Annotated in this window: 27 protein-coding genes; 19 read left to right on the plus strand and 8 right to left on the minus strand. The window is 62.2% G+C overall.

The window, feature by feature from the left end; all coding sequences use genetic code 11:
- Positions 1-57 precede the first annotated feature (57 nt).
- The 13 genes from EGM87_RS02790 to EGM87_RS02850 all read left to right on the plus strand — a co-directional run bounded on the left by EGM87_RS02790 (position 58) and on the right by EGM87_RS02850 (position 13,759).
- Positions 58-498, plus strand: a complete 441-nt coding sequence (locus EGM87_RS02790; protein WP_253719124.1) for a cytochrome c3 family protein — start codon at positions 58-60, stop codon at positions 496-498.
- A complete protein-coding gene (locus tag EGM87_RS02795; RefSeq protein WP_137709950.1) occupies positions 495-3,317 on the plus strand; it encodes a TAT-variant-translocated molybdopterin oxidoreductase in 2,823 nt (940 codons plus the stop codon). Before EGM87_RS02790 ends, EGM87_RS02795 begins: the two co-directional genes overlap by 4 nt.
- Entirely contained in the window at positions 3,314-4,615 is a 1,302-nt protein-coding gene (gene nrfD / locus EGM87_RS02800; protein ID WP_216614573.1) for an NrfD/PsrC family molybdoenzyme membrane anchor subunit, read from the plus strand. The genes EGM87_RS02795 and nrfD overlap by 4 nt, the downstream gene beginning before the upstream one ends.
- Entirely contained in the window at positions 4,608-5,153 is a 546-nt protein-coding gene (locus tag EGM87_RS02805) for a DUF3341 domain-containing protein (protein ID WP_137709949.1), read from the plus strand. The genes nrfD and EGM87_RS02805 overlap by 8 nt, the downstream gene beginning before the upstream one ends.
- Positions 5,150-5,653: a c-type cytochrome gene (locus EGM87_RS02810; RefSeq protein ID WP_137709948.1), complete on the plus strand. Its 504-nt coding sequence runs from the start codon at positions 5,150-5,152 to the stop codon at positions 5,651-5,653. The genes EGM87_RS02805 and EGM87_RS02810 overlap by 4 nt, the downstream gene beginning before the upstream one ends.
- Complete coding sequence (locus EGM87_RS02815; protein WP_137709947.1) at positions 5,643-6,689, plus strand: hypothetical protein; 1,047 nt, start codon at positions 5,643-5,645, stop codon at positions 6,687-6,689. The genes EGM87_RS02810 and EGM87_RS02815 overlap by 11 nt, the downstream gene beginning before the upstream one ends.
- Positions 6,686-7,111 carry a hypothetical protein gene (locus EGM87_RS02820; protein ID WP_137709946.1) on the plus strand — a complete coding sequence of 142 codons (426 nt, stop codon included), beginning with the start codon at positions 6,686-6,688 and terminating at the stop codon, positions 7,109-7,111. Before EGM87_RS02815 ends, EGM87_RS02820 begins: the two co-directional genes overlap by 4 nt.
- A complete protein-coding gene (locus EGM87_RS02825) occupies positions 7,108-7,866 on the plus strand; it encodes an SCO family protein (protein ID WP_137709945.1) in 759 nt (252 codons plus the stop codon). Before EGM87_RS02820 ends, EGM87_RS02825 begins: the two co-directional genes overlap by 4 nt.
- Positions 7,863-8,837, plus strand: a complete 975-nt coding sequence (gene coxB, locus EGM87_RS02830; protein ID WP_137709944.1) for a cytochrome c oxidase subunit II — start codon at positions 7,863-7,865, stop codon at positions 8,835-8,837. Before EGM87_RS02825 ends, coxB begins: the two co-directional genes overlap by 4 nt.
- On the plus strand, positions 8,830-10,479 hold the full coding sequence (locus EGM87_RS02835) for a cytochrome c oxidase subunit I (protein ID WP_137709943.1): 1,650 nt from the start codon (positions 8,830-8,832) through the stop codon (positions 10,477-10,479). The genes coxB and EGM87_RS02835 overlap by 8 nt, the downstream gene beginning before the upstream one ends.
- Positions 10,472-11,101: a cytochrome c oxidase subunit 3 gene (locus EGM87_RS02840; RefSeq protein WP_137709942.1), complete on the plus strand. Its 630-nt coding sequence runs from the start codon at positions 10,472-10,474 to the stop codon at positions 11,099-11,101. Before EGM87_RS02835 ends, EGM87_RS02840 begins: the two co-directional genes overlap by 8 nt.
- Complete coding sequence (locus EGM87_RS02845; protein ID WP_171010038.1) at positions 11,098-11,379, plus strand: cytochrome C oxidase subunit IV family protein; 282 nt, start codon at positions 11,098-11,100, stop codon at positions 11,377-11,379. Before EGM87_RS02840 ends, EGM87_RS02845 begins: the two co-directional genes overlap by 4 nt.
- A 91-nt stretch (positions 11,380-11,470) precedes the next feature.
- On the plus strand, positions 11,471-13,759 hold the full coding sequence (locus tag EGM87_RS02850) for an FdhF/YdeP family oxidoreductase (protein WP_137709940.1): 2,289 nt from the start codon (positions 11,471-11,473) through the stop codon (positions 13,757-13,759).
- A 19-nt stretch (positions 13,760-13,778) separates the two neighbouring features.
- Here the strand turns inward: EGM87_RS02850 and EGM87_RS02855 are convergent, their stop codons facing one another.
- Both EGM87_RS02855 and EGM87_RS02860 read right to left on the minus strand, forming a co-directional pair.
- Complete coding sequence (locus tag EGM87_RS02855) at positions 13,779-14,153, minus strand: Rap1a/Tai family immunity protein (protein WP_137709939.1); 375 nt, start codon at positions 14,151-14,153, stop codon at positions 13,779-13,781.
- Between the two features lie 106 nt (positions 14,154-14,259).
- Positions 14,260-14,637, minus strand: a complete 378-nt coding sequence (locus tag EGM87_RS02860) for a DUF4168 domain-containing protein (protein WP_137709938.1) — start codon at positions 14,635-14,637, stop codon at positions 14,260-14,262.
- A gap of 20 nt (positions 14,638-14,657) precedes the next feature.
- On the opposite strand from EGM87_RS02860, the gene EGM87_RS02865 reads away from it, so the two are divergent.
- Positions 14,658-15,932: a serine hydrolase gene (locus EGM87_RS02865; protein WP_137709937.1), complete on the plus strand. Its 1,275-nt coding sequence runs from the start codon at positions 14,658-14,660 to the stop codon at positions 15,930-15,932.
- A gap of 21 nt (positions 15,933-15,953) precedes the next feature.
- On the opposite strand, the gene EGM87_RS02870 is transcribed toward EGM87_RS02865, so the two are convergent.
- Positions 15,954-16,145, minus strand: a complete 192-nt coding sequence (locus EGM87_RS02870; protein WP_137709936.1) for a DUF3008 family protein — start codon at positions 16,143-16,145, stop codon at positions 15,954-15,956.
- Positions 16,146-16,185: 40 nt separating this feature from the next.
- A complete protein-coding gene (locus EGM87_RS02875) occupies positions 16,186-16,572 on the minus strand; it encodes a four-helix bundle copper-binding protein (RefSeq protein WP_137709935.1) in 387 nt (128 codons plus the stop codon).
- Between the two features lie 201 nt (positions 16,573-16,773).
- Between EGM87_RS02875 and EGM87_RS02880 the strand changes: the two genes are divergently transcribed.
- The gene (locus EGM87_RS02880) at positions 16,774-17,394 is read left to right on the plus strand and encodes a flavodoxin family protein (RefSeq protein ID WP_137709934.1); all 621 of its coding nucleotides are present in this window, start codon (positions 16,774-16,776) and stop codon (positions 17,392-17,394) included.
- A gap of 101 nt (positions 17,395-17,495) precedes the next feature.
- Positions 17,496-17,828 (plus strand): hypothetical protein, encoded by a 333-nt coding sequence (locus tag EGM87_RS02885; RefSeq protein ID WP_253719125.1) that lies wholly within the window; start codon positions 17,496-17,498, stop codon positions 17,826-17,828.
- Here the strand turns inward: EGM87_RS02885 and EGM87_RS02890 are convergent.
- Genes EGM87_RS02890 through EGM87_RS02900 form a run of 3 tightly spaced genes read right to left on the minus strand, consistent with a single transcriptional unit; the run spans position 17,823 to position 21,422 of the window.
- Positions 17,823-19,223: an alpha,alpha-trehalose-phosphate synthase (UDP-forming) gene (locus EGM87_RS02890; RefSeq protein WP_137709932.1), complete on the minus strand. Its 1,401-nt coding sequence runs from the start codon at positions 19,221-19,223 to the stop codon at positions 17,823-17,825. The genes EGM87_RS02885 and EGM87_RS02890 overlap by 6 nt on opposite strands.
- A 1-nt stretch (position 19,224) precedes the next feature.
- Positions 19,225-19,911: a response regulator transcription factor gene (locus EGM87_RS02895; protein WP_137709931.1), complete on the minus strand. Its 687-nt coding sequence runs from the start codon at positions 19,909-19,911 to the stop codon at positions 19,225-19,227.
- The gene (locus EGM87_RS02900) at positions 19,908-21,422 is read right to left on the minus strand and encodes a sensor histidine kinase (RefSeq protein WP_137709930.1); all 1,515 of its coding nucleotides are present in this window, start codon (positions 21,420-21,422) and stop codon (positions 19,908-19,910) included. The genes EGM87_RS02895 and EGM87_RS02900 overlap by 4 nt, the downstream gene beginning before the upstream one ends.
- A 271-nt stretch (positions 21,423-21,693) precedes the next feature.
- Here EGM87_RS02900 and EGM87_RS02905 point away from each other — a divergent pair, with 271 nt between their 5' ends.
- Together EGM87_RS02905 and EGM87_RS02910 are read left to right on the plus strand one after the other, a co-directional pair.
- Positions 21,694-22,149, plus strand: coding sequence for a response regulator (locus tag EGM87_RS02905; RefSeq protein ID WP_253719126.1), 456 nt, complete (start codon positions 21,694-21,696; stop codon positions 22,147-22,149).
- A 73-nt stretch (positions 22,150-22,222) separates the two neighbouring features.
- Positions 22,223-22,960, plus strand: coding sequence for a hypothetical protein (locus EGM87_RS02910; RefSeq protein WP_137709929.1), 738 nt, complete (start codon positions 22,223-22,225; stop codon positions 22,958-22,960).
- A 57-nt stretch (positions 22,961-23,017) separates the two neighbouring features.
- Here EGM87_RS02910 and EGM87_RS02915 read toward each other — a convergent pair whose 3' ends face one another.
- Positions 23,018-23,875: a hypothetical protein gene (locus EGM87_RS02915; RefSeq protein WP_137709928.1), complete on the minus strand. Its 858-nt coding sequence runs from the start codon at positions 23,873-23,875 to the stop codon at positions 23,018-23,020.
- Between the two features lie 109 nt (positions 23,876-23,984).
- Here EGM87_RS02915 and EGM87_RS02920 point away from each other — a divergent pair, with 109 nt between their 5' ends.
- On the plus strand, positions 23,985-25,304 hold the full coding sequence (locus tag EGM87_RS02920) for an SLC13 family permease (protein ID WP_137709927.1): 1,320 nt from the start codon (positions 23,985-23,987) through the stop codon (positions 25,302-25,304).
- Positions 25,305-25,363 lie beyond the last annotated feature (59 nt).

Below are 25,363 nucleotides of genomic sequence, written 5' to 3' on the forward strand. Positions count from 1 at the left end.
AAGCATCATGTGGCGGACGACGGGATTGACTGCCGCTACTGTCATACGAGCGTGGAGGTGAGCCAGCGCGCCGGACTGCCCCCCACGCACACCTGCATGACCTGCCATTCGCAATTGTGGACCGGTGCGGGGGTGCTGGAGCCCGTTCGGAAAAGTCTGCTCACCGGCAAGCCCATCCACTGGCAGCGGGTGGCACAACTGCCCGATTATGTCCAGTTCGACCATAGCATTCATATCGACCGGGGCGTCGCCTGCGTCGAATGCCATGGGCGCATCGACCGGATGCCTCTTACCTGGCGGGCCAAGCCCTTCCAGATGCAATTCTGCCTCAATTGCCACCGCGATCCCGCGCCGCATCTGCGTCCGCCCGAACTGGTGACGCGGATGGAGCCGCTCGGCTGGAGCGAGGAGCGCAGGCGCGCCTATGGCGAGCGGGTGATGCGCGCGCATCGGATCGATCCCAAGACGCTCGACAATTGCGAGATATGCCACCGATGAGCGGCGCCACCGACATGGCGGCGCTGCGGTCGCTGACTGGCAAGCGCTTCTGGCGCGCGCTCGACGAACTGGTGGACCAGCCCGGCTTTCGCGAAAAGATTGGCGCAGCCTTTCCCGCGCTGGCGCAGGGTTCCGGTGACTGGCGACGGCGCGACATATTGAAATGTCTGGGCGGCGCCATCGCGCTCGCTGGTCTAGACGGCTGCGAGCGCGGGCCGGACGAGGAGGCGCTGCCCTTTGTCGAGCAGCCCGAGGGCGAGGAACCCGGCATCGCCCGCTATTATGCCACGGCGGTGGAGATGGACGGCGTGGCGCAGCCGGTGATTGGCAAGACGCGCGAGGGCCGTCCCATCAAACTGGAGGGCAATGGCGATCATGCCGCTAGCCGTGGCGCTTCCGATCCCTTCGTCCAGGCTGCATTGCTGGACCTCTATGATCCCGCTCGCTCGGCAGCGCCCCAATATAAGGGGCAGCCGACAAGCTGGGCGCGCTATGATGCGGCGCTTGCCGGACTGCGCCGCCGGTTGGACGGGCAGGGCGGAGCGGGCTTTCATCTCGTTACTGGGCCAGTCGGATCGCCAACGCTGCGCCGGCAGATCGCGGAATTGATGGACCGCTGGCCCGAGGCGCGGTGGCATGTGCATGCGCCTGTGGGAGACCCGGGCGCTAGCGGCGAACAGCTTCACCTCGACCGGGCGCATACGATCGTCAGCTTCGATGCCGATCTCCTTGGCCCGGGGCCGCTTCAGGTCTGGCATGCGACCAGATGGGGTGGACGGCGGCGCGCTTTCCAAACGGGTAACAGCGATGCACGCCTATTTGTAACGGAACCCAGTCCGACGATTACGGGCGTCACGGCGACCCGGCGGCTGGTTGCGGGCAGCGGGCGCATAGGGATGCTCATCGAAGCGCTGGCGGCAGAAGTCGGTATGCGGGCGGTCCCCGTCCATGGGTTGGCCTCGCCCGAGCGGGCGTGGGTGGCTGAAGCCGCCGCCGCGCTTGCGAGCAATGCGGGGCAGGGGCTTGTCGTGGCCGGATCGGAGCAACCGCCCGCACTCCATGCGCTCGCCCGTGCCATAGACGCGCATCTTGGCAATATCGGCGTGACGCGGAGTCATTTCGCCAAAGCGCCCGGACCGCAACCGTTGGACATGGCGTCGCTCGCCGAAGCGATCCGAGCCGACACCGTGGACACACTCTTCCTGCTCGACACCAATCCGCTCTACACCGCCCCCGATCTCAAGCCGCTGCTCGCGCGGGTCCCGATGCGCATCCACGCAGGGCTGCATGCAGATGAAAGCGCGGGCGTTGCCAATTGGCACCTCCCCATGCCCCATTTGCTCGAAAGCTGGAGCGACGGGCGCGCCGCTGATGGGTCCGCCATACTGGTGCAGCCGCTGGTGCGGCCGTGGCTCGATGTCCGTTCCCGCCATGCGTTGCTGGAAGGGCTGATGGAAGGAAGCCGCTCGGACCGGGAGATAGTGCGGGAAAGCTGGCGCGATGTGCTGGACAACGACGGCTGGTTAAAGGCGCTGGTCAGCGGGACTATCCCGAACAGCCAGCCCGCCGCCGCCGCGTTGCCGGAGGCCGCGCCTGTTCCGGGCGAAAACAGGCCCAGCGGCAACCTTTCCCTGCTTATCCGTCCCGACCCCACCGTCTGGGACGGCCGCTTCGCCAGTAACCCCTGGCTTCAGGAACTGCCCAGGCCGCTGACGAAGATCACATGGGGCAATGCCGTCCACATCAGCCCCGCTCTGGCCCGGGAGCAGGGCCTGGCCTCGGGCGACCGGGTGCGTCTGTGGGTAGGGGACCAAAGCGTCACCGGGCCGGTGTGGATATTGCCGGGGCAGGAACGGCGTACCCTGCTCGTCCATCTCGGCCACGGGCGGCGGAGCGGCGGGCCGGTGGCGAAGGATGTGGGGTTTGATGCCTATCCGCTGCTCGGCGCGAGCGGGGGAATACGACTTGAAAAAATGGATGGCAGCGAGGAAGTCGCCACTACCCAGCATCATTTCGCGATGCAGGGGGACGAGTTCATCCGCTTCGATACGCTTTCCGACGTCTTGCCCCCCGAGCCGCCGCCAGCGAATTTCTACCCGCCCCAGCGCTCCAGCCCGGCCTGGGGCATGGCGATCGATCTTGACCTGTGCATCGGCTGCAATGCCTGCGTCGTTGCCTGCGTGGCGGAAAACAACATTCCGATGGTCGGCAAGGAGCAGGTCGCCAAAGGCCGCGAAATGCACTGGCTACGCATTGACCGCTATTATGAAGGCTCGCCCGACGATCCGCAGCATGCATTCCAGCCGGTGCCCTGCATGCATTGCGAGGACGCGCCCTGCGAGATGGGATGCCCGGTCAACGCTGCCGTGCACAGCCTCGACGGGCTCAACCTGCAAGTCTATAATCGCTGCATCGGCACGCGCACCTGTTCAGCCTATTGTCCCTACAAGGTACGACGCTTCAACTGGTTCGACCTGACCGCCAAGGACCCGCCCGAGCTGCGCGCCGCTCGCAATCCCGAGGTTTCCGTCCGCGGGCGCGGCGTCATGGAAAAATGCACCTATTGCATCCAGCGTATCAGTGCCGCGCGCATCACCGCGAAGAAGGAAGATCGCGAGATCCGTGATGGCGAGGTGATGACCGCCTGCCAGGTGGCTTGCCCGACGCAGGCCATCGTCTTTGGCGACGTATCAGACGGCACCAGCCAGGTCAGCCGCCGTAAGGCAAGCGGGCGCGATTACGACCTGCTGCCCGAAACCAACACCCGGCCGCGCACCACCTATCAGGCGCGGATCAGACGCGGGGAGGGCAAGGTGTGAGCCAAGATCTAGAGGCCGCCGATCGCGTCCTGCGCCTGCCCCCGCGCTTTCCGGCGCGGCGGGCGTGGTGGATATGTTTCGGCTTCGCGCTGGCGCTGCTGGCGATGTTCTTGCTTTCCGTCGGCTGGCTGTTCGGCCATGGTCCCGGCATCTGGGGCAACAATATTCCGGTCGGCTGGGGCTTCCCCATCGCCAATTACATCTGGTGGCTGGGCATCGGCCATGCCGGGACGCTGATTTCCGCGATGCTGCTGCTTATGGGGCAGGACTGGCGCAATTCCTTGAACCGCTTCGCCGAAGCCATGACGCTGTTCGCGGTCACCTGCGCTGGACTCTATCCGATTCTGCATCTGGGGCGGCCGTGGCTCTTCTACTGGATGGCGCCCTATTTCAACACGATGAATGTTTGGCCGCAGTTCAAGAGTCCGTTGACTTGGGATTTCTTCGCGGTCCTCACCTATCTGATCGTGTCCCTCCTGTTCTGGTATATCGGCATTATCCCCGATCTGGCGGCGGCGCGGGACCGGGCGAGGAAGATGCGCTGGAAGATCTTTTTCGGCTTGGGGGCGCTCGGCTGGCGGGGGCAGGCAACGCATTGGGCGCGCTGGCAACAGGCCTATCGCCTGACTGCCGCCATTGCTGTGCCGCTGGTCGTCTCTGTCCACTCGGAAATATCGCTGCTGTTCGCCGCCGGACCGGTGCCGGGCTGGGTGTCGACGGTGTTTCCGCCATATTTTGTGCTGGGCGCGGCCTTTTCGGGTTTTGCCGTGGTGTCGATGCTGACGGTGTGGCTGCGCTGGATGCTGGGGCTTCACACGCTGGTGACGCCGCGCCACCTCAACATGCTGGGATGCCTGCTGCTGGCGACCGGCATGATGACGGCCTATGGCTATGCCGCCGAGATGTTCACGGCCGCCTATGCCGGGGGTAAGGAAGCCGAGACGTTGTTCGACCGCTTTGGCGGTCCTTATGCCTGGAGCTATTGGGGCGCGATCCTTTTCAACTTCCTGCCCTTGCAACTGCTATGGTGGCGGCGCTGGCGAGTGCAGCCGATCGTCCTGTTCCTCATCGGCCTCAGCGTCACTGTCGGCATGTGGATGGAGCGCTATATGCTACTGGTCAGCTCGCTCTATCGTGACTGGCTCGAAAGCTCGACTGGCTTTTTCCATCCGACCTTCTGGGACTGGAGCCTGTTCGCAGGCACGATTGGCTTGTTCCTGACATTGTTCCTGCTGTTCGTTCGCTTCCTGCCCGTGATTTCCACCTTCGAGGTACGCGAGGAGGCGGTAGATGGCTGAAAGCCAGCGCCTCTTCGCGGTGCTTGCCGCCTTCGATATGCCAGAGCGGTTGGTGGAGGCCGTTCGCACTATCCGGGGGCAGGGGTTCCGCAAGATCGACGCTTTCACCCCATTCCCCGTGAAGGGACTAGAGGAAGCGCTCGACTTTCGTGACCGCCGCGTTCCCGCGGCCATGCTGATCGGCGGCCTCATCGGCGCGGCAGGTGGCTTCCTGATGCAGGTCGGCACAAATCTGGACTACCCTCTGCGCATCGGGGGTCGGCCACTGGTCGCTGTGCCGGCCTTCATGATGATCACCTTCGAGCTTCTGGTGCTGGGCGCTGTGCTGGCCTGCTTGGCCGCGATGTTCATCGCCGATCGGCTGCCTCGTTTGCATCACCCGATCTTTGACACCGACGGCTTCGATCTGTCCGCCGACGACCGCTTCTATCTCGCCATCCTTGCCGACGAGCAGTTTGACCGGGATGAGGCAGGCAAGGCCCTCGCCGCGCTCGATCCGCAGGCGATCATCGACGTGCTGGAACGAGCCCGCTCATGATGCGCATGCTGCCTTGCATCCTGTTGCTCGCGGGCTGCAACAATATGGTGCAGCAACCGCGCTACGATGCCTATGAGGAGAGTAGCCTCTTCCCCGACGGCAAGGTGATGCAGGCACCGCCGGATGGCGCGGTAGCCCTTGATGAGCCGCTGCGCGCCGCCGCTGCCCGGCGCCCGGCCGCCATCACACTGGCGCTGCTCAAACGGGGAGAAGAACGCTACGGCATTTATTGCGCCATTTGCCATGGGCAGGACGGGCGGGGCAACGGATATGTCACGACGCGCGGCTTTCCGCATCCGCCAAGCTATTTGTCGCCCCGGCTGCGCGCCGCGCCTGCGTCGCATTTCTATGACGTCATCACCAACGGCTATGGCGTCATGTACAGCTACGCCGACCGGGTGCCGCCCGCCGACCGCTGGGCCATTGCTGCGCATATTCGCGTGCTTCAGACGGCCCAACCGTTCCGTGATGCGGAGCAGGAGGCCAGACGTGCCCGCTAGGATGCTGCCCCGCGAGCGGCTGATGTTGGCGGCGGGGGCGTTCATCTGCGGCGCTGTGCTCGTGAGTTCGCTCTGGTCGCCCCGGGCTGTGCTGACCGGCTGGCTGGGCGGAGCGGTGGCCTTCGGGGCGGTGCCGTCGGGCGCGTTGCTGCTCATGATGATGATGCGCCTTATTCCCGGCGCATGGGGTGACGAACTGCGCTTGAGTGCGGAGGCCGCGACGTTGCTGACCCCGTTGGCCGCCCTTTCGATGCTGCCCGTGCTGATCGGCATGGCGGCGATTTATCCCTGGGTCGGCGATCGGTCGCTGTATCACTTTCAACTGTTCTGGCTTAGCCCGATCCCCTTTGTTCTGCGTAGCTTGCTGCAGTTTGGGGCGCAATGGAGCCTCGGCCATCGGATGCGGAGGCGGCAGCGCCAGACCGTCACGGCGGGCGTGGGCGTCGTGCTGATGCCGGTCCTCACATCGCTGGTCGCGGCCGACTGGCTGATGTCGCTAGAGCCGCGCTTTGCCTCCTCCGCCTTCGGCCTTGAATTCCTTCAGCGCGAGGTGACTATCGCTTTTTGCGCGCTCCTTCTCCTGCGACTGGCCAGCGGGCGCGTGCCAAGGCGGATTGGCGTGCTGGGCGCGTTACTACTCACGCTCCTGCTGCTGTCGGCCTACTTCCTATTCCTGCCCTTCTTCGTCATCTCGTCGAGCAATCTTGCGCCCAATGTGGAATGGTATGCCCGGCGCTGGAGTCCGGAATGGGAGGCGGTCGCCTGGGGCTTTGGCTTGTTGGGCGGCGTGCCGCTGCTGGTGCTGCTTTTCGCCAAGGCGCGGGAAAGTGCGGGTTGGCTGACGCTGCTGTCGCTCGCCGTGCTGATGTCAGCGCTCCTCCAACTCGCCTGGGTTGCGCTGCCGAGGAGGGGAGGGTTGGCGGCGCTGGCCTTTTGCGCGAGCACGGTGGGCCTTGGCCTGATTGCGGCGGCGCTGCTGCCGACGGCGTTGCGGCATCGCATAAGGGCGCGCTTGCCACGGGAGGCGCGGCCATGACGCGCCAGCTCCATGTCGAAACCAAGGTACAGCGCGGCGACCACCCGTCGGATCAGCAGCGCGAGCACGGCTATGAACCCCGCGATGCCTCGCCCGGCAAGGTGATGCTGGGCATCGCCTGCTTTCTCGGGCTGATGCTGGTTGGGCTGGCCTTCGCGGCGGGCACGCTGCGCTGGCTGAGGACGCAGGACGACCAGCCGCGCGACCTTGCGCCGGTTATGGTTATATCTCCGCCGCTGCCCCATCTGCTGGCCGAGCCCCAGCCCGCGCGCCGCCGTTATGATGCGGCGATGGAAAGGCACCTGAAGAACGTCGCCCTTACTCGCGCCCGTAGAAGGATCATCGAGCGGGGCTGGGGAGAGTTGGAACCCGCGTCGCTGCCGGAAACGGTTGCGCGGCCGCATCGCGAGGCCGCTCGATGATACTGCGCCTTCTTTTCTTTTGCCTAGCGCTGCTGACCACCGGTCCAGCCTTCGCGCAGAGCGGCTTTGATCCCTTTGGCGAGGCGCGGATCGAGGAGCGGCCGGGCGCGCGCGTGCCCGTCGATGCACCGTTCCTTGATGCGCAGGGCCGCCGCACCAGCCTGCGCGCGCTGGCGGCAGGCAAGCCCTTGCTGCTGGTGCCGGTGCTGCACCATTGCCCCAACATATGCGGCGCGACGCTGGCGGGCGTGGCGCAGGCCATTGTCGGGCAGAAGCTGCGTCCCGGCGGCGACTTCACGCTTGTCGCCTTCGGCATCGACCCGCGGGAGGGGCCGCAGGCCGCGCGCGACGATCTCGCCCGGATCGGACAGCGCGCGGGCATCCACGCCCTCACCGGCGAGCGTAAGGCGATCCGCAGCGTCACCGACGCCATCGGCTATCATTATGCCTGGGACGATCGCATCGGCCAGTATGCGCATGCGGCGGCGACGGCGGTGATCTCGCCGGACGGTCGGCTGACAGGCTGGCTCTATGGCCTGACGCCGCGCCCGGCCGATCTGGAGCGTGCATTACGCACCGCCCAATCGGAACGGTCGGCCTCCTTTGGCGAGGCGCTGCTGCTGCTCTGCTACCATTATGATCCCGCGACGGGCCGCTATACGCCGGCCATCGAAAAGATATTGCGGCTCGCTGGCGGCATCACCGTCGCCGGTATCGGTCTGCTGATATTTCGGCTCAGGAAGCGGACGGCATGAGCCACCGCTTTTTCCTCTGGCCGGTGCAGGCGTCCGAGCATGCCGGAAAGGTCGATCTGCTGATCGGCTCCTTCGGGGTGATGGTCTGGCTGCTGACCCTGCCGGTGTTCGTGCTGATGGCTTTCTTTGCGATCCGGTACCGCACCGGCCGGGACGTCAATCGCGAACATGCCTCCAGCGGCAATGTCTGGATGGAGGTCAGCTGGTCGGTCATCCCCTTCCTGTTGACGCTGGGCTTTTTCGTCTGGGCGACCGCCTTATTCTTTGACCTCCGCCGGCCGCCGGCCGGGGCAATGACGATCAATGTCGTCGCCAAGCAATGGATGTGGAAATATCAGCATGGAGAAGGCGCGCAAGAAATCAACGACCTGCATGTGCCCGTGGGCCGGCCGGTCAAACTGGTCATGATCTCGCAGGATGTGATCCACAGCCTCTATGTGCCCGCGCTGCGCATCAAGCAGGATGTGCTCCCCAGCCGCTACACGACCATGTGGTTCACCGCCGACAAGCCGGGCGCCTACGCGCTGCGCTGCGCTGAATTTTGCGGCACCGACCACAGTGTCATGGGCGGAAGACTAATCGTCATGCGGTCACAGGATTATGCCGACTGGCTCGCGCGCAACCGCGACGGTGGCGAGGACGAAACGCTGGCTGCCACAGGCGCGCGGTTGTTCCGTTCTGCGGGATGCAGCGGCTGCCACGGTGCGGCATCCGCCGTTCACGCGCCGCCGCTGGAGGGGCTTTATGGACGTGCGGTCGGCCTGGCGGATGGGCGCACCCTGATCGCAGACGAGCAATATCTGCACGATTCCATCATGCTGCCAAACAAGGACGTAGCGGGCGGATACAGGCCGATCATGCCGACCTATGGCAATGTGTTGCAGCCTGAGCAGGTGAACGCACTGGTCGCATATCTGAAAGATATTGGCGCGGGAAAGCCGGGCAGCCGGCAGGAGGATCGCGATGAGTGACGCAGCGCTCGACATCTACAAGCCTGACGAGGAAGTGGAGGATGTCAGTTATCTGCGCGCCGGGCACAGTTTGCGATCCTGGTTCTTCACGACCGACCACAAGCGCATCGCCATCCTCTATCTCGCGTCGATCACCTTCTTCTTCCTGATCGGCGGCATCGCGGCGGCGCTGATCCGGCTCGACCTGCTGACGCCGGCGGGCGACCTTATGACCAATGAGGGCTATAACCGCGCCTTTTCTCTGCACGGGATCATCATGGTCTGGTTCTTCCTGATCCCGTCCATCCCCAACACCATCGGCAATTTCGTCATCCCGCTGATGATCGGGGCGCGGGACTTGGCCTTTCCCCGGCTTAATTTGCTCAGCTGGTATATCTACATCATCGCGGGGTTCATCACCCTGGCCGTGGTGCTGGGCGGAGGCGTGGATACGGGCTGGACCTTCTACACGCCGCTATCGACTATGTATGCCAACGGCATGGTGGTGGCGACGGTCATCGCCGTGTTCATCAGCGGCTTTTCGACGATCCTCACCGGCCTCAATTTCATCGCCACGATCCACAAGCTGCGCGCGCCGGGCATGACATGGAGCCGCCTGCCGTTGTTCATCTGGTCCCATTACGCCGTGTCGATCATCTTCGTGTTGGCGACGCCCGTGCTGGCGATCACGCTGCTGCTGGTCGCGGGGGAACGACTGTTCGGCATCGGTGTGTTCGACCCGGCGCTTGGCGGCGATCCGCTGCTGTTCCAGCATCTCTTCTGGTTCTACAGCCATCCTGCCGTCTATATCATGGTGCTGCCCGCGATGGGCGTCATCAGCGAGCTGATCACATCGGCGGCGCATAAGCGTATCTTCGGCTATTGGTTCGTCGCCATCGCATCCATCGCCATAGCGGTGATAGGCTTCCTGGTGTGGGGCCATCACATGTTCGTGTCGGGCCAGTCCATCTATGCCAGCGCGGTCTTTTCCTTCCTGTCGATCGCCGTCGCCGTGCCGTCCGCGATCAAGGTCTATAATTGGACCGCGACCCTCTACAAGGGCGACATCATGATCGACGCGCCGCTGCTCTTTGCGATGGGCTTCATCGGCCTGTTCGTCGCGGGCGGGCTGACGGGCCTCATGCTGGCGATGCTGGCGATCGACGTGCATGTCCACGACACCTATTTCGTCGTCGCCCATTTCCACTACATCATGGTCGGCGGCACGGTGACGGCCTTTTTCGGCGCGCTCCATTACTGGTGGCCCAAGATCACGGGGCGCCTCTATAATGAGATGCTCGCCCGGATCGCGGCGATCGTCATCCTGGTCGGCTTCAACCTCACCTTCTTCCCCCAATTCATGCTGGGATATGAGGGGATGCCGCGCCGCTATCATGTCTATCCGCCCGAGTTCCAGCTGCTTCAGGTCTTTTCCTCGGCCGGCGCGGGGCTGCTGGCGGTGGGCTACGCCATGCCGGCCTTCTACCTGCTCTGGTCGCTGCGCAGGGGAGCGCGCGCGCCCGCCAATCCCTGGGGCGCGACGGGCCTGGAGTGGACGACATCCTCGCCACCGCCCAAGCATAATTTCACGCAGCAACCGGTGGTCGTGCGTGGCCCCTATGACTATCCGCTCGAACATCCCGCGAGCCGCGCCAATGCCTGACCAGCGCGCCCTGCACGAACCCTTTCATGAGATGGCGCGCCAGCATGAGGCGGACCGGCTGGGCATGATCATCTTCCTGGCCAGCGAAGCGATGCTGTTTGGCGGATTGTTTGCGGCCGCCATGGCGCTGCGGTTCCTCCACCCGGCGGACTATGTCGCCTCCTCCGCGCATCTAAAGCTATGGCTCGGCACCGCCAACACGGCGATCCTCCTGACCTCCAGCCTGATGGCCGCTGTCGCGGTCGAGGCGGCGAGAAGCGGCGGAGCGCGGCTGGCAGGGTTGGCATTGGCAGCCGCTATCCTGGTCGCGCTGCTGTTCCTGGGAATCAAGGGCTACGAATATCTGGGTGAATATCGCGAAGGGCTGGTGCCGGGCCTTGCAAACTCACATTTCGAAAGCCGGACGCAGCAGCTGTTCATGAACTTCTATTTCGTGAGCACGGGCCTGCACGCGCTGCATGTCATCGGCGGGATCACGCTGCTCGGGCTTGCGGCGTTCCGCCGCGCGGCGCGGGAAGACCGAAACGCCGTGCTGATCGGCAATGTCGCGCTCTACTGGCACCTTGTCGATATCATCTGGGTCCTTCTCTATCCCACCCTCTACCTGCCGGGGGTTTCGTGAGGACGCCGTTCATCCGGCTCGCGCTCGTCTGGGCGGCGCTGCTGCTGCTGCTCGCCGCGACCGTGGTTGCCGCGCACCTGCCGCTTGGGGCCGCCAAGCCCTGGATCAGTTACGCCATCGCCTTCGCCAAGGCGGCACTCATCCTCTGGTTCTTCATGGAGATGCGCAAGGAAGGCGCGATCGCCCGGTTGGCCATGTTAGCGGCAGGCATCTGGCTGATCATGATGATGACGCTGTCGTCGTCGGATTATCTGACCCGCGGATGGATGGGCGGATAAATCGCTGCCGGGATATTTCTGAAGCCACGGGCATTGTCTGCTGGGCCAGAAGGCGATCGCGGTCCCGGCTTAACCATCAGGAGAGTGGATCATGAGCAAGCCCGAAGACGACACGGTGCATTATGATGGACCGGCAGGTGGCTGGGGCTCTCTCAAGGGCATCACGCGCATCTTCGGGAAGGAATTGGACTCTCCGGCAGTTCTTGAAACATTGCGGCGGCAGAACAAGCCCGGCGGTTTCATGTGCGTATCCTGCGCCTGGACGAAGCCCGCCCATCCGCACGCCTTCGAGTTTTGCGAAAATGGTGCGAAGGCGACCTTGTGGGAGTTAACAAGCCGCCGATGCACGCCGGATTTTTTCGAAAAACATAGCGTATCGGAGCTCAAGGAATGGCGCGATCATGATCTTGAGCAGCAGGGTCGGCTGACTCATCCTATGCGCTACGATCCGGTGAGCGACCGCTATTGTCCGGTCAGCTGGGCGGAAGCATTCCGCGAGATCGGCGCTGAGCTGCGCGCGCTCTATCCGAAATCCACCATATTCTACACATCGGGCAGGGCCAGCCTGGAAACCGCATATCTCTATGCCCTGTTCGCCCGTCTCTATGGGCATAATAATCTGCCCGATAGCTCCAACATGTGCCACGAAACCACTTCTGTCGGCCTCAAGAAGGTAACGGGTTCGCCGGTTGGCACCTGCGTGCTGAGCGATTTTGAGAAATGCGATGCGATTTTCTTCTTTGGGCAGAATACCGGCTCCAACAGCCCCCGCTTCCTCCATCCGCTGCAGGAGGCGGTGAAGCGCGGCTGCCGCATCGTCACCTTTAATCCGGTGCAGGAAGAGGGGCTGATCAGCTTCATCAATCCGCAGAGCCCGACGCAAATGCTGACCGGCAAGCGGACGCAGATTTCCGAATTGTATTTCCAGGTCCGTCCTGGTGGAGACATTGCCGTCATCATGGGCTTGTGCAAGCATGTGCTGGCGCGTGACGCCGACCTGTTCGCGCGCGACAAGCGCCACCTGATCGACAAGCCCTTTATCGAGCAGCATTGTCATGGCTTCGAAGAGTTCGTCGCCTGTGCCAACGCCACCGGCTGGGAAGAGATCGAGCAGGAGTCAGGCCTGTCCCGCGCGGATCTGGAGGCGGCGGCCGACATCTATTGTGACGCGGAGAAGGTCATCGGCATCTACGGCATGGGCGTCACCCAGCATGTGCATGGATCGCAGACCATCGGCATGCTGGTGAACCTGCTCCTGATGCGCGGTAATATTGGGCGGGAGGGGGCGGGCGTCTCCCCGGTGCGCGGCCACTCCAACGTGCAGGGGCAGCGGACCGTCGGCATCTCGGAGAAGCCGGAACTGGTGCCCAATGAGCGGCTGAAGCGGCTGTTCGATTTCGACCCGCCGATGGAAAAGGGCATGAACACGGTCGAAGCCTGTGAAGGGATCATCGCGGGCAAGGTAAAGGCTTTCGTCAGCCTCGGCGGCAATTTCGTGCGCGCCATTCCGGAACGGGAGAGGATGGAGGCGGCCTGGCCGACAATGCGCCTTACCGTCCAGATCGCCACGAAACTCAACCGCAGCCATCTCATCAATGGAGAGATCGCCTATCTGCTGCCCTGCCTTGGCCGGTCGGAAGAGGATATGCAGGCGAGCGGCCCGCAGACCGTGACGATCGAGGACAGCCTGTCCTGCATCCATGGCTCGGTTGGCAAGCGCAAGCCCGCAAGCGAGCATCTGCTTTCCGAACTGGCCATCGTCGCCGGCATCGCCAAGGAAACGCTGCCTCAAAACCCCCATGTCCAATGGGATGAATGGGTCGGTGACTATGGCAAGGTGCGCGACCTCATAGAGGCGAGCTATCCCGACAAGTTCACCGATTTCAACAATCGGCTGTTCACCCCCGGCGGCTTCTATCGCGGAAACAAGGCTCGCGAGCGCATCTGGAACACTGAGAGGGGCAAGGCGGAATTCACCGTGCCCACTACGCTCTCGAGCTGCGGCTTTGAAGACGCGCCGGGCCGATATCGGCTCATAACGCTGCGATCCAACGACCAGTTCAACACCACCATATATGGCTATTCCGATCGCATGCGCGGCGTTGAGGGCACACGCGACGTGCTGCTCATGAGCCCGGAAGAGATCACCCGCGCGGGCCTGACGGAAGGGCAGGTAGTCGCGCTGATCAGCGATGCGCAAGACGGGGTGCATCGGGAAGTGGGCGGCCTGACCGTGACGCCCTTTTCCCTGCCGCGCGGATGTGTCGCGGCCTATTATCCAGAGATGAACCCGCTTGTGCCGCTCTCCCACCACGACAAGCTATCAAAGACGCCCGCCGCCAAATCCGTGCCGGTGCGGATTCGTGCCAATGGTGGCTGAACCGTTGAGGGGGATGCGATCAGGAATGTTTGGCGAGGATAGGGGCAACCGGACAGGATAGTCGATCAGCGACCGCTGCCCGAACGGCGGCTGCGGCGGAGAGGGCACGCAAGGCAGTGTCATCCGACAGCTTGCTCAGCACCAGTTCCGCCGCACCCTGGTTGGTGATTGCGCTACGGCACAGCGACTGCCTGCCGCCCTCGCCGTCCGCCAGAAAAATCCCGTCAATGACGCCAGCTACGTACATGGAGCATTGGCCGTAATTGGGATTGGAGCATATCTCGAACAGTTGATTGCCTGAGAAAAAAGCGGGAATTTCTCGCGTCGGCTCTGCGGTGTGGCCGGGGATGGGCACCGCTCCCGCCAAGAGCATGAGAAAAAAAGGTCGGGCCATGATTACCTCCTTGTATGTCACTGGCGCGCTTTGATCCGATTGTAACGGCAGGGCTGCGCTACTGTCGAAATTCCGTTGAAGTACCCGCTCAAGGAGCCAAGCCAGTTCAGGTGGAAAGAAGCTGTTCCATCATGAGTTGCTTTACCTGATGCCGAAGCTTGCGCTGCTGCTCGACCTTAGCGCTGATCGCGTTGAAGTTCTTCAAATCCAGCCCATGTTTCTGCACGATGCGGATCATTTCGGCCTTCGCCTCGCTATTGAGCAGGGCAGCCTTGCCCGGCTCCAGTTTCGCCGCGCGTGCGGAGACGACCTGCCTCATCTTCTGAATCTCCAGCAGGGCAGATGCATAAGCATGAATTTGCCCGGGCGAAAATTCTGGCGCGGCAACGGTCGAAGCTGCGACCGATTGGCCACCGCTCGATGCGACGGCCGGGAATGCAGTCAGGAAAAGCAAAGGAGCGGCTGCGTGGAAAATTCTGGGCATGAGCTATCCTCGACAAATGAATGCGGATCTCGGCGGATAATGATCGGACAGGAGCCTCGTCGGGAACAATCTTAGGCCAAGCCATTGAAAAACTCCAGCATCAGGGTTTATCAGATCGTCTGCGCCACCGCGGACAAATCATCGCAACGGCGGCGATCCGTTCGGATCGATGGGCTTGCTTAGCCCGCTTCCTCCAACTTGCGCGAAGAGGGTTTACATTGCCGGTCGCTCATCCAAGCCGCTTTTTCACGGCTCCCTTGCTATTGTCTTTGCTCATAAGCTGCGCGCCCGGAGGGCGCCTCGAATCCGCGGCTCATGCCGCTTCTGTGAAACATATTGCGAAGGCGGCAGAGCCAACCGAACCGGAGCGTCCGCAGCCCCCCGCCAATCTTCTGAACGCGGTGCAGCGCCTGGGCGAAGCATTTGATGGGCAGGTCGGCATTTCGGTGCGCGACATGGATGAAGGCTGGACCGTGTCGTTCAACGGAGACCGGCTAGTCCCGCAACAGAGCGTCAGCAAATTGTGGGTCGCGATTGCGGTCATGGATGCAGTCGATCACGGCAAATTGTCCTTGTCAGATCCCGTGACGGTCAGGAGATCCGACTTGACCGTCTTCCATCAGCCCATTCGTCCCCTCGTGACGAAGTCCGGCTATCGCACGACGATCGGCCACCTGCTGAAAATGGCGCTGACGCGGAGCGCCAACAGCTGCAATGATGTTCTGCTTTGGAAAGTGGGCGGTCCCAAGGCGATCCGTGCCATGCTTGCGCGCAAGGGCGTAGACGATGTCAGCTTCGGCCCGGGAGAGCGAAAGCTCCAGGCGAAGACCGCAGGGCTGGAGTGGCGACCCGAATGGGCTGGCGGCTGGGGCTTTTTGAAAGCGCGCGCAGCCATGCCCTATGCCGCCCGCAACCGAGCCCTGAAGCGCTATCTTGCCGCTCCCTATGACGGAGCATCGGCCGACGGCATCACTAGGGGTCTGATGCTGCTCAAGAAGGGGAAGCTGCTGAGCGCAGGTTCAACGCGACATCTTCTCAGCCTGATGCGGGCGAGCAGGACCGGCCCGCTTCGCCTTCGGTCGGGGCTTCGCGACGGCTGGACGCTGGCGCACAAGACAGGGACGGGGCAGGAACTGGGCAACCTCTCCACAGGCTATAATGATGTGGGGATTCTCGTCTCGCCCGAAGGTCATCGCTATGCCGTCGCGGTGATGATCGCAACCACGCGCGTGCCGATCCCAACCCGGATGCGGCTCATGGGGAATGTCACGCGCGCGATCATCAGGACAGACTGAGGCGATGCCGATCCAGTCGCCTTAATCGTCCTTGCGCTTGTGCCCGGGCTTACCCTTGCGCTTGGTGGAGGCCAATTCCTCAAGCTGCTTTTCGGTCATGGATTTCTCCATGGATCGGGACGCGCCCTTGAGCTTGCCTTCGGGCGTGTCGCCGCGCTTGGCGGATAAGGCCGCTCCCGCCGCCTTCTGCTGAGCCGCCGACTTTGCTGGCATGTTGCGTCTCCTGTAACTGGTTGGTCGGTCTCAAGGATGCTCACTGGATCGTGGGCAGCGCCTTACGGCAATCCTCGGCGCATTCGCGGCACATCTCCGCGCAGAGGCGGCAAGGTTCATGCTCATGCCGCGCGCATTCCTCTGCGCACAATTCACAGGCGCGGATACAGGTTTCGATCATGGAACGCAGCACGGCCACATTCTGCGCACTCCTCCTCACGGCCAGCTTCGCGGTCGCCTCGCATATGTCAGCGCAGTCGAGGCAGCTGCGGATACACTGACGCATGTCCATCTGCTCGGCCGAGCAGGCGTCGGCGCAGGAAACGCACATGATGGAACAGAACATTGCATGGCGTGCGGCCGTCGCCAGTTCTTCATTGGCGTTTTTCACGTCGGGGTGCAGCGCGATCATCTTGTGAATGGACATGGCACGGTCTCCTGATCTCGTGATGCCTAGCTGCGAGAGTTCCGGGCGACGGCGATTCCATCGCTTGTCTGGGCAACGCCGGCTGGGTCCTGACGTTCCGTACCGCTCACCCATGTTAGCGTGCGTCCGTCCGGCGAATGATCGCAGGAAACATTTCAATTCTCGTGGGGGTTGGTGGAGTTGGATCGAGGAGATCAGGCCATGCCGCTCAAAGCCGTTGCCCTCAATTGCACGCTCAAGAGCGGCTCTGGCGGAGAGAGTTCGTCGACCGATCGAATGATTGGCCTGCTTGGAGAAGCCCTCTCGATACATGGCGCTAATCTTGCCGAAGTGATCCGGATCGCCGACCATCATATCAAGCCGGGGGTCACGTCAGATGAGGGGCCGGGGGACGAATGGCCCGAACTTCGCCGCCGCATCCTTGCGGCTGACATCCTGATATTCGGCACTCCGGTATGGCTTGGGCAGATGTCGAGCCTTGCCAAGCGGGTGCTGGAGCGAATGGACGCGTTCCTGAGCGAGACCGACGATCAGGGGCGCATGCCCAGCTACGGCAAGGTCGCGGTCGCCGCGATCGTCGGCAATGAAGACGGCGCGCACGGCATCAGTGCCCATCTTTATCAGGCTTTAAACGATGTCGGTTGGACGATCCCCGCTTCGGCGGTCACCTATTGGGTTGGGGAAGCGATGGGTTCAACTGATTTCAAGAAACTGGCGCAAGTGCCTGAGAAGGTATCTTCGACAGTGAAGCTGGCAGCTTCGAATGCAGCGCATCTCGCGAGGCTTCTTCGTAACGCTCCTTACACGGGCGCTGGGATGTAAAGTTCAAAGTTCGTTTTCATAGAAATCTCATAAAAACGCTTTCGTGACTATTCTGCTATTCTGCCCATGATGAGCGAAGAGCGATCTGCGGAGAAATGTTGTTGAGCGGTGGCGAAAAAATCCATCTTGCTTTCACTGAGGCAGGCGGCACCATCCCGGCGAATGAGCAGGGGGATAGGCAAGCTGTGCGCTCTGCTCAAGGACGGGTTCAAGCGCGGCTGGCGGGAGCCTTTGCAGAACTGGATTGTCAAACCGGTGATGTACACGTCCGCCGCCAACTGTACGCTGCCCTTGTGCAGACGGCGATTAGCATGGCGCGGCAGCGACTGCCCGAAAATCCCTTCCTCGAAAATTTGGTCGGCACCTTCCCTGGCGTAGATGCCGTCACGGCCGTGAAAGGAGCAACGAGCATTCCCGGCCCCGCCGGGTCATGATCTGATGGGGAGTGCTGCAGGCGCTGCGCTTAGGAAGGTGATGAACATTTTGCACCACCAGGCTGCATCCTGAGACCAGACGGCGTCGTTTAGTTGTCCCCAGCGTCGCTGGCGTTCCTGCAGGGGCATCGCCAGCGCCTGGATGATCGCTTCGGAAACCTCTTCGCAGCTATAGGGATTGACCAGCAGGGCCTCGGTGAGTTGCGCGGCGGCTCCCGCAAAGCGCGACAGGATCAGAACGCCGGGGTCGTCCGGGTCCTGGGAGGCCACATATTCCTTGGCAATGATGTTCATGCCATCGCGGAGGGGCGTGACCAGGCCTATTCGTGCGGCTCGGAACATACCTGCCATGGTAGCGCGGTCATAGCTTTGATTGACATAGCGTATCGGCACCCATTGGGGAGTGGCATAGGCCCCATTGATGTGACCCGACAACGCTTCGAGGCCCGATCGTATTTCCTGGTAGTGACCCAGTTCATCGCGCGAAGGAGGTGAAATCTGCAGGAGGAATAGTTTTTCGCGAAGGTCGGGGCGAGTGGAAAGCAGACGCTCGTAGGCCCGAAAGCGCTCCTGCACCCCCTTCGAATGATCGAGCCTGTCCGCGCCGACGATCATGGACCGACCGGCTGCGCTCTTGACCATATTGCTGTGTACTGCTTGCGCTGTTTCGCTTCTGCTGATGGTCTGAAAATTCTCTGCGTCCAATCCCACCGGGCAGACGATCAGGCGAATTGTCCGGCCATGCCACGCGACGCTGCCGTTTTCATCTTTTGCCAAACCAAATTGGTCGCGCAGGTAGTCGAGGAAAGACTCCAGCCAATCCTCCGCCTGGAAACCGATGACATCATATGCAAGCAGATGTTCGACCAACTGTCGGTGGCTGGGCAAGGAAAGGAGCAGGCGCATCGGCGGCCACGGTATGTGCAGGAAGAACCCCAGCCGGTTGCGCCGCCCCATTGTACGCAACTGGTTCCCAAGAGGAATGAGATGATAATCATTCACCCATATAAGATCGTCCCTTTCAATCAGGGGGATCAGGGTTTCGGCAAACCGCTCGTTAACCCGCTGATAGCCCTTCTCGAACGCCTTGTCGTAGTCGGCAAGATCCAGGCGGTAGTGGAACAGCGGCCACAAGGTACAATTGGCGTAGCCGCTATAATATTCCTCCACATCCTTGGGTTCGAGATCGACCGTGGCCGTCGTGATACCGTTTGCCTTTTCGAAGTGCATGCCCCCGGTGAAATGCTCGGTGATTTCGCCCGACCAGCCGAACGAAATCCCGCCAGCCTCTCGCAGCGCAGCTGCAAGCGCCACAGAAAGCCCGCCTTGGCTGCCGCCACCATCTTGAAGGCTCATCGGCTGGACCCGATTGTAAATGACGATCAGGCGACTCATTTCAACTGGCCGCGATCAGGCGGTATCCGACACCTGGTTCGGTAAGAAGGAGGCAGGGATCGGAAGGATCCTGTTCGATCTTCTGGCGCAGGAGGCCGATGTAGACGCGCAGATATTGGGTGTCGGTTGCCTCTGCTCCCCAGCCTGCTGCCAGCAATCGCTTATGGGTCACGACCTGTCCGGCCTTTCGCGCCAATGTCTGGAGAAGATCATATTCCTTCGGCGACAGCTTGACCGGTTCTCCCCACAGCGTCACCCGACGTGTGGGAAAATCGATTGCCAGCCCGCCGGCGCAATAGGTCGATGCCTCTGCCTTGGTCAGCGAATGCCTTCGGACCGCCGCACGCATCCGCGCCATCAGCTCGCCGATCTCGAAAGGCTTGTTGACATAATCGTCCGCGCCCTCGTCGAGAGCAGCGATCTTTTCCGCCTCCTGATGCCGCGCCGAAATGACAATGATGGGCACGTCGTGATCGAGCCGGATGCGCTGAAGGAGCGTCTTGCCGTCGATGTCGGGCAGGCCGAGGTCGAGCAAGATCAGGTCGAATTCCACGGATTCGATGGCGGACATGGCGCCCCGCCCGTCCTGCGCGACGGTAATGATGTAGCCAGCTGTTTCAAGAACGGGTTGCAGCACGTCGATCAGCGAGGGCTCGTCATCGACAACAAGGATGTGAGGGGTGGTCATGAGGTTGCGTTTTCTGTGGCGAGGGGGAGCATGATGGTGATGGTGGTGCCGCGGCCACCCCGACCGGGGGAGTCAGCCTTGATCCTGCCTCCAAACGCTTCTGTGAATCCCTTGGCGATGGCAAGGCCGAGCCCGCTGCCCCGTGGTGAGGCGCGAGGTCGGGAGACGCGGTAAAAGCGGGTGAACACGCGCTCGAGATCTTCGGGCGGTATGCCCTGGCCCTCGTCCACCACGGCAATCACGCAATAATCGCCCTCGCGGACGACATTGACCTGTATCCGCGTTCCATCTTCGCTGTAGATGATTGCGTTGTCGAGCACGTTCACGAGCACAAGTTCGAACATGGCTGCATCGACGGTGACCAGAAGATCATCGCCGCTTAACTGCCGCACGATATCGCGGCAGCCGGCTCGTGAACGGATCCTTTGCACTACCGCGCCGATGGTGTCGGCAACGCCCAACGTCTGCCTGCGAGCCAATGACTGACCTGCCTCCAAGCGGCTCATTTCCAGCAGATTGGAGGTGTAGCGGTTCAGACGCTCGCATTCATTTACGATGCCCCGCAGCAGGCGCTCGGCTGCGGCAGGCTCCAGCTTCTCGCGAAATTCGATGAGGCTTGATGCGGAGGCGCTGATCGCGGTCAGAGGCGTTCGAAAGTCGTGGCTGACAGAGGAGAGGAGCGCGGTCTTGAGCTCTTCGGTGCGGGCTTGCGCTCGGCGTTCGGCATGGCTTTCTGAAAGAGCGGCGCGTTCGACCGCCAGGACGATCAGATTGGCCAGCGCCGACATGAAAGCGCTCTCAAGCGGCTGTGAGGGGTCATGCTTAAAAAGAACGGCTCCCTCGAAACCGGCACTGCTGTCGAGGCGACAAACCGTGTAGGGACCATTTTCCCGCTGGCTATCGCGAAATCTGGCCGCCTGCTCGACAAGTTGAAGTCCGCCGCTGTCATCCGGTCGATCCGTGACTGCGTCGAACGAGCCGTCCCTGACCAGGAAGAGCGTTGCTGTCGTGCCGATAACTTCGGACAGATGTTCATTGAGCGCCGTGGCAATATCGGACACGCGCATTGCTGACTGAAGGGACTGGCTGATGGCGAGCAGACTGCTTAGTTGTCGGTTGCTGGAATTCGCCGCATTGGCCCGATCCTTGAGCCGGGCCGCGAGGACGCCAGCGACCACGGCGCACAGGCTGAACAGGAGCAAGGGAATGATGTCGCGGCCGGTGGAGATCTGGAAACTGAAGACGGGCTCGACCAGGTAGAAATTATAGAGCAGGAATGCCGCTGTCGCGGCCAAAAGCGCCGCGCCAAGCCCGCCCAGCGCACCGCAGATTACCACCCCAAGGACGAAGAATAACGCCGCCGCGACGCGCCCAAGCCCTGGCTGCGCATATATGGCGACGAACCAGGATGGAAGGACGATAGCGGCCGCCAGTATTAACGCTCGCCAGTCAAGCGTGCGCGGCGCGGCCCCCATGGACGAAGGCACCCCTGGATGTTGGCGGTCGATCATGGACACTGATCTGGTGATAAACGGCGGGGAGGAGGCATTTCCAAGCTTAGTCAGTCCCTACAGTTCGGTCCATGCATATAAAAGCTATAATAACGCTTTGCTGCACAGGGTGCTTAGATAGGTTAGAAGAATGCCTGGGCCAGCCGACCCGATGATGAGACCACTGAATTTTGTGCCGCCACTTATGCCTCAATCTCAGACCTCATCCTCCCGAGCCTGGGTTGGGGGATATTGCACTCATGAGACGCTGCGCAAAATCTGTAGGGATGGCATGAAGCCGGATGGTGGGTTTGCAATGGCAGGACTGACGGGCAGGCCCCGCTTCCCAAGGCCCGTTATCATCCTCGTCGTCGAAGACGAGGCTCTGGTCAGCATGAATGTGTGCGAATTCCTGATCGATCAGGAATTCACCGTCTTTGCAGCACAGGACGTTGAAGAGGCGCTCGGCATCCTTCATCGGCTGGATGGCTTGGTCGATCTGTTGTTCACGGACGTGAACATGCCGGGCCAGCAGGATGGGTTCGATCTGGCGCGGCAGGTCAGCAGTCGATGGCCCGGCACTCGAATACTGGTCACGTCCGGCGGATTGGAAGGCCAAAAGCTCCCCGACGACCTGCGGCAGTTTGGACCAGTCTTGCCAAAACCCTATCATCTGGACGCTCTGGCCTCGAAGATCATCGACGCCATTTTCCCGCCTTCGGAGCCGATCACCCTGTTGGCGACCTGAAATTTCTTGAAGCAACCGTGGTCGCATGTCGGAGTTGACACCCGTGAACGGCCTACCCACCTGGAGAAGAACAATGCATAAGGCTTTCCTTACCACCGTCTTCCTTTCCGCCGCTTTGCCGGCCGCCGCCCAGGAAACCGCCCCCGCCGCGCAAGCTCCTGCCGCAACCCCGGCTGCGAACCCCGCGCCCGCGCTCAGCCAAGCGCAGATTGCTGCCTTCAACAAGGCGGTTACGGACTTCACCGCAGGCCAGCAGGCGCAGCAAAAGGGCGACAATGCGACCGCTCTTGGGAAATATGAGGCGGCGCTTCCGGCGATCCGTGATGCGGTCAAGACCCAGCCCGGCAAGATCGAAAATGTCAATTTCCTCGCCAATGCGCTCTACGCAGCGGCGGCGGCTAATGCCGCCCTTCAGAAACTGGACGCTGTCGCGCCGCTCTATGAAGAGAGCCTGCCTTACTGGCGGCAGGTTGTGCAGGCCAAGCCCACCGACGCGCAGAGCAGGGGCGTGCTGACCGGTATCCTCATCCAAACGGCCAATTTCAAACTGAGCAAGCAGGACAAGGCAGGAGCCGCCCCGCTCTATGCCGAAGCGGTCCCCCTCGCCCGCAAGGCTGTCGCAGAGCAGGCCAATGCGGTAAACCGCAACCTTCTGCTCGCCGCGCTCATCGGCGCGAGCCAGACCAGCGAGGATGCCGCGCTCAAGGCTGAAGCAGCGACCATGTCGAAGGCGATGATCGCGGACGGTACGGTGGACGCAGCCAACAAGCCATCCGCTCAGGTTCTGGCGCAGAGCGCCAAGGCGGGTTGACGGCTGCCGGGTAGGCGCGCCTCAGCCCAGCAGGTTGATGGCACGTCACGTCTACACTTAACGCCACTCGACGATCGCATTGTCCTGACCGGGGGTGAAGAAGGCGACCCGCTCGAACTGCACCGCGATGAGGCAGCGGGGCGCGACGGCTGAATCCTGCTGCACGCAATGGACCGGCTGCCCGTCGGGGAAGCCGGAGAGCTTGCCTTCCAGCTGAATCTGATAACCGGCGGGGGAGGGGGATTGGCCCTCGTCCAGTTTCACCGTGGAGGAATAGGGGCGATCGCCTCGCCGTAAGGTGCGTGATCCTTCCGGGGAGTAGAATTGGGCGATCGCCAGCCGCTGGCTTGGTTCGCTCAGAACAATATCGGACGATGTGTTGTCGCCCGCCCCACATCGATCCGCGCTTGTCCACGGGCGCCCTATCCAGAAGCCTTCGACCGCATCAAAGGTCATTTCACCCGCGAGCTGCTTTACCCACTCTGCTCCCGCGAAATCGGACGCTCGGGCTGTCAGCTTTAGTGCACGGCTCTTGGGGTTGAATGTCCATCCCGCCCATCGTTCCTTCTTCTCCTCATCGCTCATCTCCCCTCCGCATCCGAACGGCATGCGGAGGATGAACGATCTTCCTACGAGCGCCGCGTTGGACTGCGGCAGGGCGGCGCCGCTCGCCACGGCATCCGTCGCGGCGGCGGCCGCCGCCAGCAATTCTGCACGGCCAAGCGGAGGCGGCGGGGTCGGAATGACCGGAATTTTCGGCACCTGGACGACCGGCTTGGGTTCCTCGACGGCTTGTCTGCTTTCGACCGTCTGATGCGCGGACTGCTGGTCGACGAGGATTAAGGTCAGCGCCGCACCAGCCGCAGCGGCGATCAGATGGGACAGGATGCGCAACCGGATATTCTGTTCTGCCATGGACCAGAGCTATCATATAGCGTCTGGTAAATTGACCCCTTGTACCTCAAATCGCCAACTTTTCTGCATTTTTTCTGCCTTGGCGGTCGCTTTATGCTAGCCGAAGCCGATGACGCTTGAGCAACTTGTCACCCTTTTCGTGCTCTGCGGCGTGGTCGCCGCACTGATCTGGGACAAGGTGCGCGCCGATGTGGTCGCTCTCGCGGGGGCGGCGCTGCTGCTGCTGACCGGCGCAGTGCGGCCGAGCGAGGTCCAAGGTGCGTTCGGCAGCCCAGCAATCATCGCTCTCGCTTCGCTTTTTGTTATTGCGCATGCGATGGAATTGTCCGGTCTGCTCGACTTGCTGATCGCCAAGGCGGTGGCGCTGTGCCGCCGCATTGGTGCGCTGGGCATCTGGCTGCTCATTGCGCTTTGCGGCGGCGCATCTGGCTTTCTCAACAACACGCCCATCGTAGTCCTTTCCGCGCCTGTGGTGCGCGACGTGGCGAAATCATTGAAGTTCGATCCCAAGCGCTTTCTGATGCCGCTTTCTTATGTCGCGGTTCTGGGCGGCTGCTGTACTCTGATCGGGACGTCGACCAACCTCCTCGTCGATGACATGGCGCGATCATCGGGGCAGCCGCCATTTTCGATCTTCGAGATCACGCCCGTCGGTCTTGTAGTCGCTGCGGCCGGGGGCCTTTACCTGTTCTTCTTTTCCGGCCGCCTGCTGGCCAGGCCGCTGCCGGTATCGCTTGAGCGGGTGGAGGCCGCGCTCCCGCACCATGTCAGTCACGTTGATCTTGCTGGCGACATGATCGGCGACGCGGAAGACTTCGCCGTGAAACGGCCGTTGGCGCCCACCAAGGCTGTGACTTCGACGGCGATCTTCGTAGGCGTCATCACCCTTGCCGCTCTCAACATTGCCCCCATCGCCGCATCGGCCTTCGCGGGCGCGGTACTTCTGATCCTTCTGCGCGTGATCCGCCCGGAGGAAGCCTATGGCGGGCTGCGGCCGGAAATACTGATGCTGATCGTGGGCATGGTCGTCATCGGGATCGCTCTTGAGCAGACTGGGCTTGCCGCCTCTGCAACCAACGCGTTGGTGGGCAGGGTTGGACTGTTCGGCCCACTGGGCGCGCTGATCCTTCTCTATGGAGCAACGCTTGTGCTGACGGAGCTGTTGTCGAATGCAACGGTCGCCGTGCTCGTCACGCCGGTCGCCGTTGCGCTGGCCGAAAGCCTCAGCGTCAGCCCGCGTCCGTTCCTCGTCGCGGTGATGATGGCGGGCAGCGCTGCCTTTGCGACGCCCTTCGGCTATCAAACCAATGTTCTAGTCTATCAGATGGCGGGATATAGCTATCTCGATTTCACCAAGGTCGGCCTTCCTCTCAACCTCATCACCTGGGCGGCGGCAGTGGCCGCGATCCACTGGTTCTTCCCCTTCTAGACTGAAGCGGCGCCTGCGCGTTGGAGGCGGAACGAGACCGGACGCGTTGCATCCCTCTC

The sequence above is a fragment of the Sphingobium sp. RSMS genome, assembly GCF_005406185.4.
Classification (GTDB): domain Bacteria; phylum Pseudomonadota; class Alphaproteobacteria; order Sphingomonadales; family Sphingomonadaceae; genus Sphingobium; species Sphingobium fuliginis.

Bases quoted from the DNA above. Each gene is read 5' to 3' on its own strand.
- EGM87_RS02795 (WP_137709950.1), top strand. From the start codon at position 495: ATGAGCGGCGCCACCGACATGGCGGCGCTGCGGTCGCTGACTGGCAAG.
- EGM87_RS02805 (WP_137709949.1), top strand. From the start codon at position 4,608: ATGGCTGAAAGCCAGCGCCTCTTCGCGGTGCTTGCCGCCTTCGATATG.
- EGM87_RS02810 (WP_137709948.1), top strand. From the start codon at position 5,150: ATGATGCGCATGCTGCCTTGCATCCTGTTGCTCGCGGGCTGCAACAAT.
- EGM87_RS02820 (WP_137709946.1), top strand. From the start codon at position 6,686: ATGACGCGCCAGCTCCATGTCGAAACCAAGGTACAGCGCGGCGACCAC.
- EGM87_RS02825 (WP_137709945.1), top strand. From the start codon at position 7,108: ATGATACTGCGCCTTCTTTTCTTTTGCCTAGCGCTGCTGACCACCGGT.
- coxB (WP_137709944.1), top strand. From the start codon at position 7,863: ATGAGCCACCGCTTTTTCCTCTGGCCGGTGCAGGCGTCCGAGCATGCC.
- EGM87_RS02835 (WP_137709943.1), top strand. From the start codon at position 8,830: ATGAGTGACGCAGCGCTCGACATCTACAAGCCTGACGAGGAAGTGGAG.
- EGM87_RS02840 (WP_137709942.1), top strand. From the start codon at position 10,472: ATGCCTGACCAGCGCGCCCTGCACGAACCCTTTCATGAGATGGCGCGC.
- EGM87_RS02850 (WP_137709940.1), top strand. From the start codon at position 11,471: ATGAGCAAGCCCGAAGACGACACGGTGCATTATGATGGACCGGCAGGT.
- EGM87_RS02855 (WP_137709939.1), bottom strand. From the start codon at position 14,153: ATGGCCCGACCTTTTTTTCTCATGCTCTTGGCGGGAGCGGTGCCCATC.
- EGM87_RS02860 (WP_137709938.1), bottom strand. From the start codon at position 14,637: ATGCCCAGAATTTTCCACGCAGCCGCTCCTTTGCTTTTCCTGACTGCA.
- EGM87_RS02865 (WP_137709937.1), top strand. From the start codon at position 14,658: ATGCGGATCTCGGCGGATAATGATCGGACAGGAGCCTCGTCGGGAACA.
- EGM87_RS02870 (WP_137709936.1), bottom strand. From the start codon at position 16,145: ATGCCAGCAAAGTCGGCGGCTCAGCAGAAGGCGGCGGGAGCGGCCTTA.
- EGM87_RS02875 (WP_137709935.1), bottom strand. From the start codon at position 16,572: ATGTCCATTCACAAGATGATCGCGCTGCACCCCGACGTGAAAAACGCC.
- EGM87_RS02880 (WP_137709934.1), top strand. From the start codon at position 16,774: ATGCCGCTCAAAGCCGTTGCCCTCAATTGCACGCTCAAGAGCGGCTCT.
- EGM87_RS02890 (WP_137709932.1), bottom strand. From the start codon at position 19,223: ATGAGTCGCCTGATCGTCATTTACAATCGGGTCCAGCCGATGAGCCTT.
- EGM87_RS02895 (WP_137709931.1), bottom strand. From the start codon at position 19,911: ATGACCACCCCTCACATCCTTGTTGTCGATGACGAGCCCTCGCTGATC.
- EGM87_RS02900 (WP_137709930.1), bottom strand. From the start codon at position 21,422: ATGATCGACCGCCAACATCCAGGGGTGCCTTCGTCCATGGGGGCCGCG.
- EGM87_RS02905 (WP_253719126.1), top strand. From the start codon at position 21,694: ATGAAGCCGGATGGTGGGTTTGCAATGGCAGGACTGACGGGCAGGCCC.
- EGM87_RS02910 (WP_137709929.1), top strand. From the start codon at position 22,223: ATGCATAAGGCTTTCCTTACCACCGTCTTCCTTTCCGCCGCTTTGCCG.
- EGM87_RS02915 (WP_137709928.1), bottom strand. From the start codon at position 23,875: ATGGCAGAACAGAATATCCGGTTGCGCATCCTGTCCCATCTGATCGCC.
- EGM87_RS02920 (WP_137709927.1), top strand. From the start codon at position 23,985: ATGACGCTTGAGCAACTTGTCACCCTTTTCGTGCTCTGCGGCGTGGTC.